Below are 15,973 nucleotides of genomic sequence, written 5' to 3' on the forward strand. Positions count from 1 at the left end.
GGTTCACGGCGGGCCTGGCAGACTGCGGCGGGTTCGGCGGGTCACGGCTCGGCTTACGGCGGGCCCGGCAGATGGGTGAGACGTCACCTTGCGGCGGACCCGGGTGCTCGGCGGTAGTGGGGGGATGTTGTGCTGGACGGGTGTTGCCGTCCGGCGCGTCCGCGCGTACCCCTGAGGAAGTCGTCACCCAGGCGGCCGGGGCCGCGTCGCTGGGCGTGCTCGACGCCGGGGTCGCGGATTGTTTCGCCTGCCCACGCCTGGTCGCCTGGCGCACCGACATCGCGGTGACACGGCGGGCGGCGTTCCGGGACCAGGAGTATTGGGGGCGGCCCGTTCCGGGGTTCGGCCCGGCGGACGCCGAGATCGCCGTCCTGGGGCTGGCGCCGGCCGCGCACGGCGGCAACCGCACCGGTCGGATCTTCACCGGCGACCGGTCGGGAGACGTGCTGTTCGCCGCGCTGCACCGGGCCGGCCTGGCGAACCAGCCGACAAGTGTGGCCGCCGACGACGGCCTGGAGCTGCGGCACACCCGGATCTTCGCGGCGGTCCGGTGCGCGCCGCCGGACAACAAGCCGCTGCCGCAGGAGCGGGACACCTGTGCGCCCTGGTTCCGGCGGGAGCTTCAGCTGATCGGGCCGACGGTGCGGGTGGTGGTGGCGCTCGGCGCCTTCGCCTGGGCCGCGTGGTGGCCGGCGATGACCGCCGCCTATCGGGTGCGGCCACCCGTGCCGCGCCCGAAATTCGGGCACGGCGTCCAGGTCAGCGTGCCGGGTGCGCCGACCCTGCTGGGCTGTTTCCACGTCAGCCAGCAGAACACCTTCACCGGCCGTCTGACACCGGACATGCTCGACGCGGTGTTCGCCCGTGCGAAGGTTCTGGCGGGCCTGGCATGATGCGAGGCCTGTCGACAAACCCCGAGTCACGGATCTGAGCCTCCGCATGGATTTCGCCGCACTGCGCAGATGGTGGCCACTGGCCGCCGTCCTCGGGCTGCTCTTCGTGGTCTCGCTGGCCGCGACCCGGTCCGCCCCGCAGCTGGACCAGATCAAACCGGACGCGACGGCCACGACCCGGCCGCCGCTGCTGCCGCCGCGGCCGTCGGGGACGCCCAGCCTCGAGCAGGCCGTTCCCGAGCCGGCGCGGCAGCTGCCCGGTTGGGTGGGCACCGTGACGCTGGCGGTCCTGAGCGTGATCGCGCTGCTCCTGGTGGTGGGCCTGACCTGGGCGCTGGTTCGGGACTATCTGCGCCGCCGCCCGGCTCGCAGCGGCCGGCACGAGCCGCGCCGCCCGACCCGGACGGCCGATGATCTGGTGGCCGCGCTCGACGCCGGCCTGGAGGAGCTCTCCGACACCGACCGTGACCCGCGCCGGGCGGTGATCGCCTGCTGGGTGCGGCTGGAGGACGCGGCGGCCGCGGCCGGCACACCCCGGCATCCGGGGGACAGCCCCACCGACTACGTCGGACGGCTGCTGGCCGAGCAGCAGGTGGACGCCCGGGTGCTGGCCGCCCTGCTGGAGGTCTACCGCGAGGCGAGATATGCCACGCACACCGTCGACGACCAGATGCGGCAGCAGGCACGGTCCGCGCTGGAGCGCCTGCGCGCCGATCTGGGCGCGACCCGGGCCGGAGCGATCTCGTGAGTGAGTCATCGGTCTTGGCCGGGCCCTCGGGGCGGCTCCGGAGCGAAGCGGAGGTGGCGCCGTGAGTGACGGTGGGCTGGACGAGCTGTTCGGCGCCGCCGACGGGCGGGTCGCCGAGGAGCGCGAGACCGTGGTCAAGCGACGTTCGACGGCGGTCACGCTGGTCGGCAACGCGGCGGTGATCGGGCTGGCCACCGTGGTGGTGACGGCCGGACTGCGGGCGGTCGGCCTGAGCATCTCGCTGCTGCTGCTGATCGCCCTGCTGACCGGCTTGCGCCTGCTGATCCACGCGGTGTCGGCGGTGGCGCCGCCGCCCGGGCCCCGGCTGCGTTCGGGGATCGGCGCGGAGGCCCCGCCGGTGGTGGACGCGCTGCGTGCGACGGTCCGCCGCTGGGAGCGAAACCTGGACCGGGCGCACTCGGACCCGGATTTGTATGCGCGTAACGTCTTGCCGGTGCTAGCGGAACTCGCCGACGAACGGCTGCGTCTGCGGCACGGCATCACGCGGGCCAGCGACCCCCGCCGGGCCCGGGAGCTGCTAGGTGACGGTCTCTGGACGGCGTTGTCCGGTCCGGGGCGCCGCGCGCTCAAGGCACGGGACGTCGAGACTTACCTAGACGCTATGGAACGACTGTGAGAAAGGTGCGCCGGTGACGCAGGCTCTTCCCCCGTACGAGGTCGGGCGGCTGGCCGGGGCGGTCCTCGACTCAATCGGCACCGTCGTGGTGGGCAAGCGGGACTCGCTGGAGCTGGTGCTGGCCGGGATCCTGGCCGGCGGCCACGTGCTGCTGGAGGACATGCCAGGCCTGGCCAAGACACTGACTGCCCGGTCTTTCGCGCAGGCGCTCGGGCTCGACTTCCGCCGTCTCCAGTTCACCCCGGACCTGCTGCCGGCCGACGTCACCGGCTCTTTCCTGTACGACCAGCGCAAGGGCGACTTCGCGTTCCGGGCCGGCCCGGTGTTCACCAACATGCTGCTGGCCGACGAGATCAACCGGACGCCGCCGAAGACCCAGTCCGCCCTGCTCGAGGCGATGCAGGAGAAGCAGGTGTCGGTCGAGGGCGTCACCTACCGTCTGGACCCGCCGTTCCACGTGATCGCGACGGCCAACCCGATCGAGTACGAGGGGACGTACCCGCTGCCCGAGGCGCAGCTGGACCGGTTCCTGCTCCGGGTGTCGTTCGGCTATCCGACGGCGGAGGAGGAGTGGACGGTCCTGCAGCGCCGGATGGCCCGCCGTCAGGAGGAGGCCATCCTCGCCCCGGTGGTCGACGCCCGTACGTTGCAGATGATGCAGGCGGCGCTGGAGTCGGTCGCGGTGGAGGATTCGATCGGCCGCTACATCGTGGCGCTGGCCTCGGCCACCCGGGAGCACGGCGCGGTGCTGGTCGGCTCCTCGCCACGTGGCTCGCTCGCCCTGCTGCTGCTGGCCCGGGCCCGCGCCGTGCTGGCCGGCCGTGACTACGTGGTGCCGGAGGACGTGAAGGACGTCGCGATTCCGGCGCTGGCGCACCGGATCACGCTGCGACCGGAGATGTGGCTGCGCCAGGTGAACCCGTCGTTCGTGGTCCAGGAGGTGCTCACCGCGGTGCCGGCGCCGGCGAGTGGGGCGCTCCCGACGTACGCCCGGCATGACTGACCTGTTGCGCCTGCGGCCGGCCGTGCCCTCGGACGAGGCCGGTGAGCCGGCTTCCGGACCGATCTGGGTGCCCACCCGGGCGCTCGGCCGGACGGTGCTGCTCACCGGTCTGCTGCTGCTGCTCGGGGTGGCGCTGGGCCGGGTCGATCTGGTGTTGCTGGCGGCCCCGTTCGCGATCGGGGCGGCGATCAACCTGCGCCGCATCCCGTCCGCGTCTCCGGAGATCGCCATCCGGACCGACGAGTCGTACCTGGTCGAGGGCGGGAAGGTGGACGCCGGGCTGACCGTCTCGAACCCGGACATGATCGGCTACGACCTGGTGGTGGTGCGTACGCGTACCTCGCGCTGGCTCAAGCTGGAACACGCCGACCGGCCGTTCGCGATCACCGTGGCCGCCGACGGCTGGGCCGCGATCGACCTGCCGGGCGAGGCGACCCGCTGGGGCCGGCAGGACGTCGGTCCGGCCGCCGCCCGGGCTGCCGCCTGCGGTGGGCTGCTGGCCTGCCGCCCGGTGGTGACGCCGGCCGCCGGGGTGCGGGTCTATCCGGTGACCGAGCCGTTCAACGCCACCGAGGCGATGCCGGCCGCCGCCGGTCTGGTCGGCGCGCACCGCTCGCGGCGGCCGGGTGAGGGTGGCGAGCTGGCCGGGGTTCGGCAGTTCGCCCCCGGTGACCGGTTGCGCCGTATCGACTGGCGGGTCTCGCTGCGGACCCGTGACCTGCATGTCGCCTCCACCCTGTCGGACCGGGACGCCGAGGTGTTGCTGCTGCTCGACGTGCTCGGCGAGATCGGGCTGTCCGGTGGGGTGCACGGCGGCTCGTCGGTGCTGGACACCACGGTCCGTGCGGCGGCCGCGGTCGCCGAGCACTATCTGCACCGGGGCGACCGGGTCTCGCTGCTGGAGTACGGTTCGACCGCGCGCCGGCTGCGCCCCGCCTCCGGCCGCCGGCAGTATTTGACGGTGCTGGAGTGGCTGCTCGACGTACGGGCCGATCCGGTCGATTCGGAGCAGTACGAGAACGTCTTCGGAGCCCACCACGTCTCCTCGTCGGCGCTGGTCGTGGTCCTGACCCCGCTGGTCGACCCGCGGGCCGCCGACATGCTGGCCCAGCTCACCCAGTCCGGCCGGTACGTGGTGGCGGTCGACACCCTGCCCCCGCAGGCCGCCCCACCGGTGAAGAACCAGTGGACTCCGCTGGCCACCCGGCTGTGGCGCCTGGAACGGGAGAACGTGCTGGGCCGGCTCCGCGAGCACGGCGTGCCGGTGGTGGCCTGGGCCGGCGCCGGCAGCCTGGACCTGGTGCTGCGTGACGTGGCCCGGCTGGCCTCGGCTCCGAGGGGGCGCTGACGTGCGGAACGATGTGACCCGGCGGATGGACCGGTGGCGCGGTGCGGCCGGGCGCGCCACCGCCGTCCCGTTCATGGTTCGCTGCGGGATCCTGCTCTCCGGCCTGCTCGCGACCGCTGTCGCCTGGCCGCTGGAGATGCTGTCGAACCCCCGGCTGATGAGCCTGCCGGTGGCGGCGGTGATCTGGGCGACGATGGCCCCCCGGGGCCGTGGTGGGACGGCCGCCGCGCTGAGCGTGATCGTCGGATGGCTGGTGAACAGCACCGGGTTCGGGGCTTCGATCGACCTGTGGCGGGTGCTGACCCTCGCCGCACTCCTCTATCTGGGGCACACGTTGACCGCGCTGGCCGCCGTGCTGCCCTACGACGCGATGGTCAACCTCGACGTGCCGGCGCTGTGGCTGGGCCGTGCCCTGGTCGTGGTGCTGGTCTCGGCGGTGGTCATCGTCCTGGCTCTCGGCCTGACCGCCGATCTGGGCGGGGACGCCTTCCAGTTGGCGACGTTGATCGGTCTGGCCTCCGCCGCAACAGTGACATTGGTCCTGACTCGCATGGTCCGGCGCTAGTGAAATTCTGAGTGTTAAGTCACTTGACTTGCGCCGTTGTCATCGTCACAGAACCGCGCACTGAATGGTTGGGGGCGCGACAATAGGGCGGTGAATCCGCCGCGCATAGTCGTCGTAGGAGCAGGTCACGTCGGGCTTTACGCCGCCCTCCGCCTGTCCAAGAAGCTGAACCGCAATCGGGCCGAGGTTGTCGTTATCGACCCTGTTCCACACATGACTTACCAGCCGTTCCTGCCTGAGGCGGCGGCCGGTAACATTTCGCCGCGACACGCCGTGGTGCCGCTGCGCCGGGAGTTGAAGAAGTGCCGCATCGTCTCCGGTGAGGTGACCCGGGTCGAGCACGCACGCAAGACGGTGACCGTCCAGCCGATCGACGGTCCCGCCTACGAGCTGGAGTACGACCACATCATCGTGGCGCCCGGCTCCGTCTCGCGGACTCTGCCGATTCCCGGCCTCAGTGACATGGGCATCGGCCTCAAGACCATCGGTGAGGCCATCTACCTGCGCAACCACATCCTCGACCGGCTGGACGTCGCCGCTGTGACGCCGGATGAGGAGGTGCGCAAAGCCTCGCTGAACTTCGTGTTCGTCGGTGGTGGCTTCGCCGGCATCGAGGCGCTCGCCGAGATGCAGGACGTGGTCTCCGACGCGCTGAGGTACTACCCGGAGCTGGACCCCAAGGAGGTTCACTTCGTCCTGGTCGAGGCCACCAACCGGATCCTGCCCGAGGTCGGCCCCGAGATGGGTGCGTACACCGCTCGCCAGCTCGCCGCCCGCGGCGTGGACCTGCGCCTGAGCACCTTCCTGCAGTCGTGCGTCGACGGCCACATCGTGCTCTCCGACGGCGACTCGTTCCGTGCCGAGACCCTCGTCTGGACGGCCGGTGTCAAGCCGTCGCCGATGCTGGCCAACACCGACCTGCCGCTCGGGCCGAAGGGGCACGTCAACTGCCTGCCCACCCTCCAGGTCGCCGACACCGAGACCGGCGAGGCCTGGGACGGCGCCTGGTCCGCGGGTGACTGCGCGCAGGTGCCGGACCTGACGAACCCGGGCGGCTGGTGCTCGCCGAGCGCCCAGCACGCGGTCCGCCAGGCCAAGGTGCTCGCCGACAACATCGCACAGGTGATCCTCGGTGGCGCCCCGAAGGCGTACAAGCACAAGCACGTCGGTGGCGTCGCCGGTCTCGGCCTCAACAAGGGTGTCGCGCACGTCTACGGCATCAAGGTCAAGGGTTACCCGGCGTGGATCATGCACCGGACCTACCACGTGAGCCGGATCCCGTCACTCAACCGCAAGATCCGGGTGCTCGCCGACTGGACCCTGGCGCTGTTCCTCAAGCGGGAGACGGTGGCGCTGGGCCAGCTGCACCGCCCGCGTGAGGAGTTCACCGAGGTGACTCCGCCGGTCGAGATGCCCTCGGCGAAGAGGGTGGGCGCCGGATCCCGTTGATCCGGGCAATGCCGTTTCCATCGCCTGGGCGGCACCAGCTACGGTGTTCGCAGGCCGCCCGGGTGGTGGAATGGCAGACACGGCCGCCTTAAAAGCGGCTGCCCGAAAAGGCGTGCGGGTTCGAGACCCGCCCCGGGCACCATCTACCGCGGCCGCGGCGTGAAGCCGCGGCCGCGATCTTGCCCACATGGCCGCTGACCAGCACGGACGTCGGTCATTTTCAGGTGGCTCACAGCTTCTGGGAGCGGCGGGAAGTAGACAGACGGCTTACCCTTGAGCGACAGGCACAGCGCCGTAACCTCAAGGGAGGCTGGAAACAGTGAAGACATCGAACCCGGTGCTCTCGCGCCTCGGCCAGGCGGCCGAGCGGGAGCGAGCGGCCGGGTACGGGCCATACGGGCCGGCCGCGCAGCCGGGTTACGGTCAGCCGGCTTACGGCGATCCCTACCCCACTGCGACGGGCTACCCCTCCGCTCCTCCGGCCGTTCAGCCGATGACGATCGACGACGTCGTCGTCAAGACCGTCATGCTTCTCGGCCTGACCGGCATCTCCGCGATCGCCGCGTGGAACCTGATCCCGGATGCCCTGATCGGTCCCGCCTGGATCGGCGCGGCTCTGGTCGGCCTCGTGCTCGGCCTGGTCATCTCGTTCTCGCGGATGGCCAACCCGGCCCTTGTCCTGACCTACGCGGTCATCGAGGGCGTCTTCGTCGGCATGGTCAGCAAGTTCTTCCAGGACATCATGGGCTACCAGGGCATCGTCCTGCAGGCCGTGGTGGCCACGTTCGGTGTGTTCTTCCTGATGGCAGGGCTCTACAAGGCCCGCGTCATCCGGGCGACGCCGAAGTTCGCCCGTGCGCTGATCTCCGTCATGGCCGGCCTCTTCGCGGTCATGCTGATCAACTTCGTGCTGGCGCTCTTCGACGTCAACACCGGGCTGCGTGACAGCGGACCGGTCGGCTACATCTTCAGCCTGGTCTGCATCGTCGTCGCCTCGCTGAGCTTCATTCTGAACTTCAACGAGATCGAGGAGGGCGTGCGGATGGGTCTGCCGCAGCGCTACTCCTGGACCGCGGCGTTCGGCATCCTGGTCGGCCTCGTCTGGCTCTACATCGAGATCCTGCGCCTGCTGAGCTACTTCCAGGGCGACGACTGACGGTTCGTCCGTCGTCGCGGACAACGCCCGGCCCGACTCCCCGCGAACCGGGCGTTGTCCCCCCGCTTGAAGCGAGCCCGCCCGCACTCCGTGCCGGGCGGGCCTCGCCGTTTCCGGCCGGGTATCGTCGCCGGGTGCCCGACTTCGCCACCTCCGTAGAGCGGCTGCTCACTCAGGTCCACCACTGGGATGAGCCGCGCTGGCGAGCCGCCGCCGACTCGGGCACCCGCTCCCAACGGGTCCAGGACTTGTTGCAGCGCCTCGCCGACCTGGGCGCCGAGGCCGAGGACCGCCCCCGCCGCCGTGTCCCGCACATCCACGATCTGGTCCTGCGCGACCAGATCCGTGTGCTGGCCGACGACATCCTCGCCGCCGCACCCTCCGCCGACCTGCTCGTCCGCGCCACCGCGGCGGTCGACGAGGTCCGCCGCGCCCTCTGACGGCTCTCCTTCAAACCCCTCATCGGTACGAGCTGAGCCAACCCAACCGCACATTCCCCGCCCCGCCGAGCCACGCGAGGCGCTGCCTGCTCCAGGCCGCAGCGCGCCCGCCGGTCCACCTGCAGGGTCACCCCGGCCCGCGCCCGTCCAAGCGGCGTGTGGGTTTCGGGCGCGAATCGCGCCCGAAACCCACACGCCGCTTGGACGGGCGCGGGAGAGGGTTGTTCAACGGCCGGGATGGGTGCGGTCTGCGGGAGAGCGGCCCGGCACGCGGTGCGGGCGTGCCGGGCCGGGTGTGGAGGGTCAGCTGAGGCGTTCGACGACGAGGGCCATGCCCTGGCCGCCGCCTACGCACATGGTCTCCAGGCCGATGCTCTTGTCGTGCCAGTCGAGGGAGTTGAGCAGGGTGCCGGTGATGCGGGCGCCGGTCATGCCGAACGGGTGGCCGACGGCGATGGCGCCACCGTTGACGTTGAGCTTCTCGAGCGGGATGCCGAGGTCCTTGTACGACGGGATGACCTGGGCCGCGAAGGCCTCGTTGATCTCGACGAGGTCGACGTCGCCGATGGTCATGCCGGCGCGCTTGAGGGCCTGCTTGGACGCCTCGACCGGGCCGAGGCCCATGATCTCGGGGGAGAGGGCCGTGACGCCGGTGGAGACGATCCGGGCGAGCGGGGTGATGCCGAGCTCGCGGGCCTTCGTGTCGCTCATGATCACGACCGCGGCGGCGCCGTCGTTGAGCGGGCAGCAGTTGCCCGCGGTGACCCGGCCGTCCTCGCGGAAGACCGGCTTGAGCTGCGACACCGCGTCCAGGGTGACGCCGGGGCGGGGGCCGTCGTCCTTCGACACGACGGTGCCGTCGGGCAGGGTCACCGGGGTGATCTCGCGGTCCCAGAAGCCGTTGGCGATGGCCTTCTCGGCGAGGTTCTGGCTGCGGACGCCGAACTCGTCCATCTCCTCGCGGGTGACGTTCTTGATCTGGGCGAGGTTCTCGGCGGTGTAGCCCATCCCGATGTAGATGTCCGGGAGCAGGCCGTCCTCGCGCGGGTCGTGCCAGGTGGCGCCGTTTTTCGCGGAGGCGATCGTACGGGCCTGGGCTTCCGCGAAGGCGGGGTTGGTCCACGGGCCGACGATCTCCTGCGCGGCGGAGGGCAGACCGTCCGAGCTGCCGCGGGCGAAGCGGGAGACGGTCTCCACGCCGGCCGAGACGAAGATGTCGCCCTCTCCGGCCTTGATGGCGTGGAACGCCATCCGGGTGGTCTGCAGCGACGAGGAGCAGTATCGGGTGACCGTGGCGCCGGGCAGGCCGTCCAGGCCCAGCTTGGTGGCGACCACACGGGCCATGTTGAAGCCCTGTTCGCCGCCGGGCAGACCACAGCCGAGGTACAGGTCCTCGATGAGAGTGCGGTCGAGCTGCGGCACCTTGGTCAGGGCGGCGTCGACGATCGTGGTGGCGAGGTCGTCGGGGCGCAGATCCTTCAGCGAACCCTTGTGGGCGCGGCCGATGGGGGAGCGGGCAGTGGCGACGATGACAGCTTCCGGCATGGGCACATTTTACTCATCGGTAACATGGTCGGAAGCGCGAATTTGTCACACACCGTGAAAATACTTCTAGACGCCGGTCATCGCGGCTTTCGCCACCGCCGGATAGAGCGCGTGAGCCCAGACCCGATAGCCGTCGGCGGACGGGTGGAAGCCGTCGTAGCACAGCGTCCCGGCGTCGGCGCGGAACACCGCGCCCGTCTCGGCGGCCAGGTCGACGACCACCCCACCGGCCTCGGCCACCGCCTTGGCCTGGGCCCGCGCCATCCGGCGGCCGATCAGCCCGGCGATCTGCCGCAGCGGCGGCGCCATCGACCGGGAGGCCCCCAGGTCGGGGCAGGTGCCGACGACCACCTGTACGCCGGCCGACCGCAACCGGCGCACCGCCTGGCCCAGATGGGCGGCCGCGTCCTCGGGACCGCGCCCGGACGCCGCGTCGTAGGAGCCGATCAGCACCACGGCCACATCCGGCCGGTCGCCGAGCAGGGATCGCGCCACCTGCGTGGACAGGTCACTCGAACGGGACCCGGCCACCCCGACGCTGGACAGCAGCACGTGCCGCGGACCCAGGTCGGCCGAACCGTCGGCGAGCAGCTGGGCCAACTGGCCGCCGACCGTGTCGGAAAGCCACTCCACGCCGACGCCGACGGCCGCCGAGTCGCCGAGCAGCACCAGGCGCAGCGGAGGCGCGCTCTGCGGGCCCATCGAGGTGCGCAGGGCCAGTCCCATCGTCGGTTTCGCGTAGCGGCGCGCCTTCGCGGCGAGCAGCTCGCCGACGATCAGGGCGGCCCCGCCCACGGCGCCGGCCAGCAGGCTCGTGGCCGCGGCCCTGGTCACCCGTTCCGGCAGCCCAGCCATGTCCCGCCTCCCTGAGTCAGCCGACCTGATGATCCTCTGGCGTATACCCTACGACCCCGATCGTGGAGTCACCGCTGGGAACAGAGGCCGACGGCCGTGAACTGAACCAGCGGTACCGGCGCATCCGGGCCCACCGGCCGGCCGGCGCCACCTCGGTGCCGGGCGCGCGGACCGCCTCGTCGGCCGCCTCCGGCAGGGCGCGCACGTCCTCGGCGACCGGCACCGGGGCGCGGTCGTCGGTGGCGAGCACGGCCATCACCGTCGGCATCATCGCCGCAGCCGCCCTGGCATACCCCTCCGCCGACGGGTGGAAACGGTCTTCGCTGTACATCCGCCCGGGGTTCGCCTCGAACATCGGGCCCAGCAGGTCGCCCAGCGACACCGTCCGGCCGCCGGCCTCCACCACGGCGATCGTCTGCGCGGCGGCCAGCTGCCGGCTCCACCGCCGGGCCAGCCAGCGCAGCGGCGGCTTGATCGGCTGGATCGCGCCGAGATCGGGACACGTGCCGACCACGACCCGGCAACCGGCGGCGCGCAGCCGGCGCACGGCGTCACCCAGATGGCGGACGGCCCGGTCGCGCGCCGAGAAGTGAGTGACGTCGTTACCCCCGATCAGGATGATCGCGAGGTCCGGCTCGTGCTCGACGGCCACGTCCACCTGGTACGGAAGCCCGGCCGAGACCGAGCCGACCACTGCCAGCCGGTAGAGCCGCACGGGGCGGCGGAGACGGCGGGACACCCCGGTGGCGAAGAGGGCGCCGGGTGTCTCACGGGGACGGTGTACGCCGTACCCCGCGGCGGAGGAGTCGCCCAGGACCACCATGGTGAGCGGTTCGCCGGCGAACTTGGTCCCGTAGAGGCCGTCACCGCGCGGGGGCGGCGCCTCGGCCATCGGGATGATCCGGCGGGCGTCGGCGGCCTGGCGGTACAGCAGGCCGACGGTCAGCGCGGAGAGGCCGGCGATCGCGCCGGCGACCCGGGCGCCCGTCCTGATCCACCGCCAGTGGGCACTTGTCGCATCGATGGTGCTCATAGTCTCCCTCGCTGTCGCTCGAAGGGAACCATCCGGGTCGCCCAAGATCGGCGCTTGCTGTCGGAATTCGAGGCTAACTCGCGATGGCGAGAGGCAATCATGGCGCGGCCACGTCATGCTTGAGTTGCCGAAAGGGGAACACAGATGGCCAAAACGTTGAAACGTGCGGCGGCCTTCGCCGCACTCGCCCGGGCGCTCACCGCGGGCAACCGGGGCGGGCCCTCGATCGCCCAGAGGCTGGGCGCGCTGCCGAGGATGATCGTGGCCACCGCCAGAGGGCAGTATGACGGGGGCCTGCGCCTGGCCCTGATGGTGGCCGCCACGGCGTATGTGGTGTCACCCGTCGACGCCGTTCCGGAGTTGATCGTCCCTCTCCTCGGGCTCGTCGACGACGCGTTCGCGGTCACCTGGCTGGCCGGCACGATCCTCAGTGAGACGGAGCGGTTCCTGGAGTGGGAGCGGACCCGGGCACGCCTGGTCGTAGAGTGAAGCGTGCGCTATTACGACAACGTGGTCGAGATCATCGGTAACACCCCGCTGGTCCGATTGAACAGCGTGACCGAGGGCATCAGCGCTACCGTGCTGGCCAAGGTCGAGTACATGAATCCCGGCGGCTCGGTCAAGGACCGGATCGCCCTGCGGATGGTGGAGGACGCCGAGAAGGCGGGCCTCCTCAAGCCCGGCGGCACGATCGTCGAGCCGACCAGCGGTAACACCGGGGTCGGCCTGGCCCTGGTGGCGCAGCAGCGGGGCTACAAATGCGTCTTCGTCTGCCCCGACAAGGTCAGCGAGGACAAGCAGAACGTGTTGCGGGCGTACGGCGCGGAGGTGGTGGTCTGTCCGACCGCCGTCGCGCCCGAGGACCCGCGTTCCTACTACAACGTGTCCGACAAGCTGACCCGGGACATCCCGGGAGCCTGGAAACCGGATCAGTACAGCAACCCGGCCAACCCACGTTCGCACTACGAGCAGACCGGCCCGGAGCTCTGGGAACAGACCGCCGGGCGGATCACCCACTTCGTGGCGGGCGTCGGCACCGGTGGCACCATCACCGGTGTCGGCCGCTACCTCAAGGAGCAGGGCCCGGTCCGGGTGATCGGCGCCGACCCGGAGGGCTCCGTCTACTCGGGCGGGACCGGCCGGCCGTACCTGGTCGAGGGGGTCGGCGAGGACTTCTGGCCGACCGCGTACGACCGGGAGGTCACCGACGAGGTGATCAAGGTGAGCGACTCGGACTCCTTCGAGATGACCCGCCGCCTGGCCCGTGAGGAGGGCCTGCTGGTCGGCGGCTCGTGCGGGATGGCCGTGGTGGCGGCGCTCGAGGTGGCCCGCAAGGCCGGTCCCGACGACGTGGTGGTGGTCCTGCTCCCGGACGGCGGCCGCGGCTACCTTTCCAAGATCTTCAACGACCGGTGGATGGCACGGTACGGGTTCCTGCACACCCAGGAGGCCACCCCCACGGTGGCCGACGCCCTGGCCGGCAAGGCTTCCGAGATTCCGCCGCTGATCCACGTGCACCCCACCGAGACGGTCCGCGACGCCATCGACTACATGCGGGAGTACGGCGTCAGCCAGCTCCCGGTGCTCAAGGCCGAGCCGCCGGTGGTCACCGGTGAGGTGGCCGGCTCCATCTCGGAGAAGGTGCTGCTGGACGCTCTCTTCACCGGCCAGGCCCACCTGCACGACACGATCGAGCGGCACATGAGCGAACCGCTGCCGATGATCGGTGGCGGCGAGCCGGTGGCCGAGGCGGTCGCGCTCCTGGAGAAGGGCGACGCCGCGATGGTCCTGGTCGACGGCAAGCCGGCCGGCGTGCTCACCCGGCAGGACCTGCTCGCCCACCTGAGCTAGCGGTCCCGCGAATCGCGGCCCTCGATGCCTCGCATCGAGGGCCGTTCCGCGTCCGGAGGCCCGGTCCATGGATTGTTACGGATAGTCGCCGCAGTCGCACAGACAGTCCGACCAGCTGACGGTTCGCTGCGGTTGTATGTGTCGTGACGGAGCTATGAGCCACTCCCGGACGAAGGGGTAGGGGATGGTTGACGTCGACGAGGCGGCGCCCGCCGACATCGTGGACCGCCTGCTGTGGCGGGACGCGCAGCGGATGCTCGGGCGCCACACGGCGGCCGGCGTGGACGGCGACTGCGCCTGGTGCGGATGGCGCTGGCCGTGCTCGGCCCGCCGGCTGGCCGAGCGCGCCGCAGCGGTCGCCCGACGGCCGTGGCGCGAGGCGTGGACCATGCGCCACGACCTGAACAGCATGCGTGCCCTGCCCGGCAAGAGAACCGGTGTGGACGAGATAGGTGGCCGTTACGCCACCGGTCCGTACCACCGCAACGACGACCCCCGGAGGTACCAGGCTTGACCACAAGGACCATGACGTCGCCACACGCTTGACCGTCCCCCGGCAAGTAAGGGCTTCCCGGCCCGGCTGACGTCGCCCGGCGGTGACACCGGTGCGCCCCGCCAGCGTTCCGGTGTCCCGCGCCCAGACCCGCTCTTGAACTGGATCCCCGATCGGCACGCCTCCGTCGATCCAGCGCCTCCGGCCAGGCGCATCCGGTTCGGGCGGGGCGGTGGGCGGGAGCACGAGACCAACAGGTTCCCCCGCATTCACTCGGTCCCGTGCTCCCGCCCGACCAGCGCCCCTACAGCGGATGTGAGTACCGCAGCTGCGGAAGGTCCCGGTCGTTGACCGGGGCCACCCGGGTCGCCCCGTCCGGCGACCAGCCGCCGCGCTCGTAGAAGCGCCGGGCCACCCCGTTGTCCGCCAGCACCCACAGCACGGCCCGCTCGGCGCCGAAACCCGCCAGCTCGTCCAGCGCGTGGATCATCAGGCGCCGCCCCACGCCGGCGCCGACCCACGACGGGTCGAGATGAATCGCGTACAGCTCGGCGGCGCCCTCGGTCTCGCTCGGCCCCACGTAGGTGAAGCCGGCCAGCTCGCCGTCGACCTCGGCGACGGTCATCAGGTGCGTCTCCCGCTCCCACCGACGGCGCTCGATCCACCACGCGCTCATCGCCTCCGGCCCGCGTGCCGCGAACGTCTCGGCCGGAATCAGATGGGCGTAGGCGGCGGCTCGGGAGCGATGGTGCAGCGCGCCGATCGCGGCCACATCATCGTCGGTCGCCGGGCGAAGCGAAACGGTCATGGCCCGACGTTAGCCGGTGTTCCGGAAGGGATGGCCGGCTGCGGCTCCGCCCCTTGGCGAAACACCGGCTAACCCGGCGCCGGCGGCTGACGCCGCGGCGGCACCGGCACCCGCGACAGATCCTCGGCGATCACGATCGGGCCGTCGAACTCCTTGCGCGCCTCCTCCAGGAAGCGGTTCGGCTCCGGATAGCGCTGCGAGAAATGCGTCAGAACCAGTTTCCGTACGCCGCACTCGCGCGCCACCGCGGCCGCCTGCCCCGCCGTCAGATGCCCCACCTGGGCGGCCATCGCCGCGTCCTCGGACAGGAAGGTCGACTCGATCACCAGCATGTCCACGCCGTCGGCCAGCGCATACACGCTGTCGCACAGGCCGGTGTCCATCACGAAGGCGAAGCTCTGGCCGGGGCGGACCACGCTCACCTCCTCGAGCGTGACGTCGCCGAGCCGGCCGGCCCGCTGCAGCTCGCCGACCGCGGGGCCGCTGATGCCACGTTCCGCCAGCAGGGCCGGGACCATCCGGCGGGAGTCGGGTTCGGCCAGGCGGTACCCGTACGTCTCGATGGAGTGCCGGAGCGGCAGCGCGGTGAGGCGCCCCGCCGAGGTCTCCACCGCGAAGCCGGCGCTCACCGGAGCGGGCACGATGTCGGCGTTGTCCCAGTAGCTGGTGGCGTGGCGGAGCCGGTCGAAGAACTCGCTACCGCCGGCCGGGTAGTGGACGGTGACCGGGTGCGGCACCCGGTCCAGCGAGATCCGCTGGAGGATGCCGGGCAGGCCGAGGCTGTGGTCGCCGTGGAAGTGGGTGATGCAGATCCGGCGCAGCGGGGTGACCGGAAGGCCGGCCATCAGCAGCTGGCGCTGGGTGCCCTCGCCCGGGTCGAAGAGGATCACCTCGTCGTCCCAGCGCAGCAGGTAGCCGTTGTGGTTGCGCAGCCGGGTGGGCACCTGGCTCGCCGTGCCGAGCGTGACGAGCTCCCGCATCGCCTCTCCCCCCCCGGCTGGATATGAAGCGACCCCTGGGGACTTCCACACTCGCGGACGAGTGTGGTCCGGTCGGACAAGGCCGGATCCCCAGGGGTCGGGTGGCTGTCTGGTACTCGCCGGACCGCTGCCACACGGTCTCGACTGGCTGATCTCTCGAGTTCTCTAA

General features: G+C 71.3%; 17 protein-coding genes and 1 tRNA gene. 13 read left to right on the forward strand and 5 right to left on the reverse strand.

The genetic code is table 11. From position 1 onward, the window contains the following. Nucleotides 1-140 precede the first annotated feature (140 nt). The 10 genes from AB0I88_RS05405 to AB0I88_RS05450 all read left to right on the forward strand — a co-directional run bounded on the left by AB0I88_RS05405 (nucleotide 141) and on the right by AB0I88_RS05450 (nucleotide 8,239). On the forward strand, nucleotides 141-893 hold the full coding sequence (locus AB0I88_RS05405; RefSeq protein ID WP_361018641.1) for a uracil-DNA glycosylase: 753 nt from the start codon (nucleotides 141-143) through the stop codon (nucleotides 891-893). 46 nt (nucleotides 894-939) lie between these two features. Continuing rightward, nucleotides 940-1,641, forward strand: a complete 702-nt coding sequence (locus tag AB0I88_RS05410; RefSeq protein WP_361018644.1) for a DUF4129 domain-containing protein — start codon at nucleotides 940-942, stop codon at nucleotides 1,639-1,641. A 61-nt stretch (nucleotides 1,642-1,702) separates the two neighbouring features. Next, the gene (locus tag AB0I88_RS05415) at nucleotides 1,703-2,278 is read left to right on the forward strand and encodes a hypothetical protein (protein ID WP_361018647.1); all 576 of its coding nucleotides are present in this window, start codon (nucleotides 1,703-1,705) and stop codon (nucleotides 2,276-2,278) included. Nucleotides 2,279-2,291: 13 nt separating this feature from the next. Beyond that, nucleotides 2,292-3,281, forward strand: coding sequence for a MoxR family ATPase (locus AB0I88_RS05420; protein WP_361018650.1), 990 nt, complete (start codon nucleotides 2,292-2,294; stop codon nucleotides 3,279-3,281). After that, nucleotides 3,274-4,629, forward strand: a complete 1,356-nt coding sequence (locus AB0I88_RS05425) for a DUF58 domain-containing protein (RefSeq protein ID WP_361018653.1) — start codon at nucleotides 3,274-3,276, stop codon at nucleotides 4,627-4,629. Before AB0I88_RS05420 ends, AB0I88_RS05425 begins: the two co-directional genes overlap by 8 nt. A 1-nt stretch (nucleotide 4,630) precedes the next feature. After that, nucleotides 4,631-5,194 (forward strand): hypothetical protein, encoded by a 564-nt coding sequence (locus tag AB0I88_RS05430; protein ID WP_361018656.1) that lies wholly within the window; start codon nucleotides 4,631-4,633, stop codon nucleotides 5,192-5,194. A gap of 90 nt (nucleotides 5,195-5,284) precedes the next feature. After that, nucleotides 5,285-6,643, forward strand: a complete 1,359-nt coding sequence (locus AB0I88_RS05435) for an NAD(P)/FAD-dependent oxidoreductase (protein WP_361018659.1) — start codon at nucleotides 5,285-5,287, stop codon at nucleotides 6,641-6,643. Nucleotides 6,644-6,699: 56 nt separating this feature from the next. Beyond that, a tRNA-Leu gene (locus AB0I88_RS05440) sits at nucleotides 6,700-6,785 on the forward strand. Between the two features lie 177 nt (nucleotides 6,786-6,962). Next, nucleotides 6,963-7,799, forward strand: a complete 837-nt coding sequence (locus tag AB0I88_RS05445) for a Bax inhibitor-1/YccA family protein (protein ID WP_361018662.1) — start codon at nucleotides 6,963-6,965, stop codon at nucleotides 7,797-7,799. A gap of 134 nt (nucleotides 7,800-7,933) precedes the next feature. Beyond that, complete coding sequence (locus AB0I88_RS05450) at nucleotides 7,934-8,239, forward strand: hypothetical protein (RefSeq protein ID WP_361018666.1); 306 nt, start codon at nucleotides 7,934-7,936, stop codon at nucleotides 8,237-8,239. 303 nt (nucleotides 8,240-8,542) lie between these two features. Here AB0I88_RS05450 and AB0I88_RS05455 read toward each other — a convergent pair whose 3' ends face one another. From AB0I88_RS05455 to AB0I88_RS05465, 3 genes are all read right to left on the reverse strand, one after another. Beyond that, the gene (locus AB0I88_RS05455; protein ID WP_361018669.1) at nucleotides 8,543-9,784 is read right to left on the reverse strand and encodes an acetyl-CoA C-acetyltransferase; all 1,242 of its coding nucleotides are present in this window, start codon (nucleotides 9,782-9,784) and stop codon (nucleotides 8,543-8,545) included. Between the two features lie 66 nt (nucleotides 9,785-9,850). Beyond that, a complete protein-coding gene (locus AB0I88_RS05460; protein ID WP_361018672.1) occupies nucleotides 9,851-10,639 on the reverse strand; it encodes an SGNH/GDSL hydrolase family protein in 789 nt (262 codons plus the stop codon). Nucleotides 10,640-10,655: 16 nt separating this feature from the next. Beyond that, the gene (locus AB0I88_RS05465; protein WP_361018675.1) at nucleotides 10,656-11,672 is read right to left on the reverse strand and encodes an SGNH/GDSL hydrolase family protein; all 1,017 of its coding nucleotides are present in this window, start codon (nucleotides 11,670-11,672) and stop codon (nucleotides 10,656-10,658) included. Nucleotides 11,673-11,816: 144 nt separating this feature from the next. On the opposite strand from AB0I88_RS05465, the gene AB0I88_RS05470 reads away from it, so the two are divergent. From AB0I88_RS05470 to AB0I88_RS05480, 3 genes are all read left to right on the forward strand, one after another. Further along, a complete protein-coding gene (locus tag AB0I88_RS05470; RefSeq protein WP_361018678.1) occupies nucleotides 11,817-12,161 on the forward strand; it encodes a YkvA family protein in 345 nt (114 codons plus the stop codon). Nucleotides 12,162-12,164: 3 nt separating this feature from the next. Next, nucleotides 12,165-13,523, forward strand: a complete 1,359-nt coding sequence (locus AB0I88_RS05475; protein ID WP_361018681.1) for a cystathionine beta-synthase — start codon at nucleotides 12,165-12,167, stop codon at nucleotides 13,521-13,523. Nucleotides 13,524-13,707: 184 nt separating this feature from the next. Next, entirely contained in the window at nucleotides 13,708-14,037 is a 330-nt protein-coding gene (locus tag AB0I88_RS05480) for a hypothetical protein (RefSeq protein ID WP_361018684.1), read from the forward strand. Nucleotides 14,038-14,320: 283 nt separating this feature from the next. Here the strand turns inward: AB0I88_RS05480 and AB0I88_RS05485 are convergent, their stop codons facing one another. Beyond that, nucleotides 14,321-14,824 carry a GNAT family N-acetyltransferase gene (locus tag AB0I88_RS05485; protein ID WP_361018687.1) on the reverse strand — a complete coding sequence of 168 codons (504 nt, stop codon included), beginning with the start codon at nucleotides 14,822-14,824 and terminating at the stop codon, nucleotides 14,321-14,323. 68 nt (nucleotides 14,825-14,892) lie between these two features. Then, entirely contained in the window at nucleotides 14,893-15,804 is a 912-nt protein-coding gene (locus AB0I88_RS05490; RefSeq protein WP_361018690.1) for a ribonuclease Z, read from the reverse strand. Between the last annotated feature and the right edge of the window lie 169 nt (nucleotides 15,805-15,973).

The organism is Actinoplanes sp. NPDC049802, assembly GCF_040656595.1.
Taxonomy (GTDB): Bacteria; Actinomycetota; Actinomycetes; order Mycobacteriales; family Micromonosporaceae; genus Actinoplanes.

What these genes read in the sequence shown, in the direction of transcription:
- AB0I88_RS05410 (WP_361018644.1), top strand. Translation starts at nt 940, where the DNA reads ATGGATTTCGCCGCACTGCGCAGATGGTGGCCACTGGCCGCCGTCCTC.
- AB0I88_RS05465 (WP_361018675.1), bottom strand. Translation starts at nt 11,672, where the DNA reads ATGAGCACCATCGATGCGACAAGTGCCCACTGGCGGTGGATCAGGACG.
- AB0I88_RS05455 (WP_361018669.1), bottom strand. Translation starts at nt 9,784, where the DNA reads ATGCCGGAAGCTGTCATCGTCGCCACTGCCCGCTCCCCCATCGGCCGC.
- AB0I88_RS05485 (WP_361018687.1), bottom strand. Translation starts at nt 14,824, where the DNA reads ATGACCGTTTCGCTTCGCCCGGCGACCGACGATGATGTGGCCGCGATC.
- AB0I88_RS05480 (WP_361018684.1), top strand. Translation starts at nt 13,708, where the DNA reads ATGGTTGACGTCGACGAGGCGGCGCCCGCCGACATCGTGGACCGCCTG.
- AB0I88_RS05460 (WP_361018672.1), bottom strand. Translation starts at nt 10,639, where the DNA reads ATGGCTGGGCTGCCGGAACGGGTGACCAGGGCCGCGGCCACGAGCCTG.
- AB0I88_RS05470 (WP_361018678.1), top strand. Translation starts at nt 11,817, where the DNA reads ATGGCCAAAACGTTGAAACGTGCGGCGGCCTTCGCCGCACTCGCCCGG.
- AB0I88_RS05490 (WP_361018690.1), bottom strand. Translation starts at nt 15,804, where the DNA reads ATGCGGGAGCTCGTCACGCTCGGCACGGCGAGCCAGGTGCCCACCCGG.
- AB0I88_RS05425 (WP_361018653.1), top strand. Translation starts at nt 3,274, where the DNA reads ATGACTGACCTGTTGCGCCTGCGGCCGGCCGTGCCCTCGGACGAGGCC.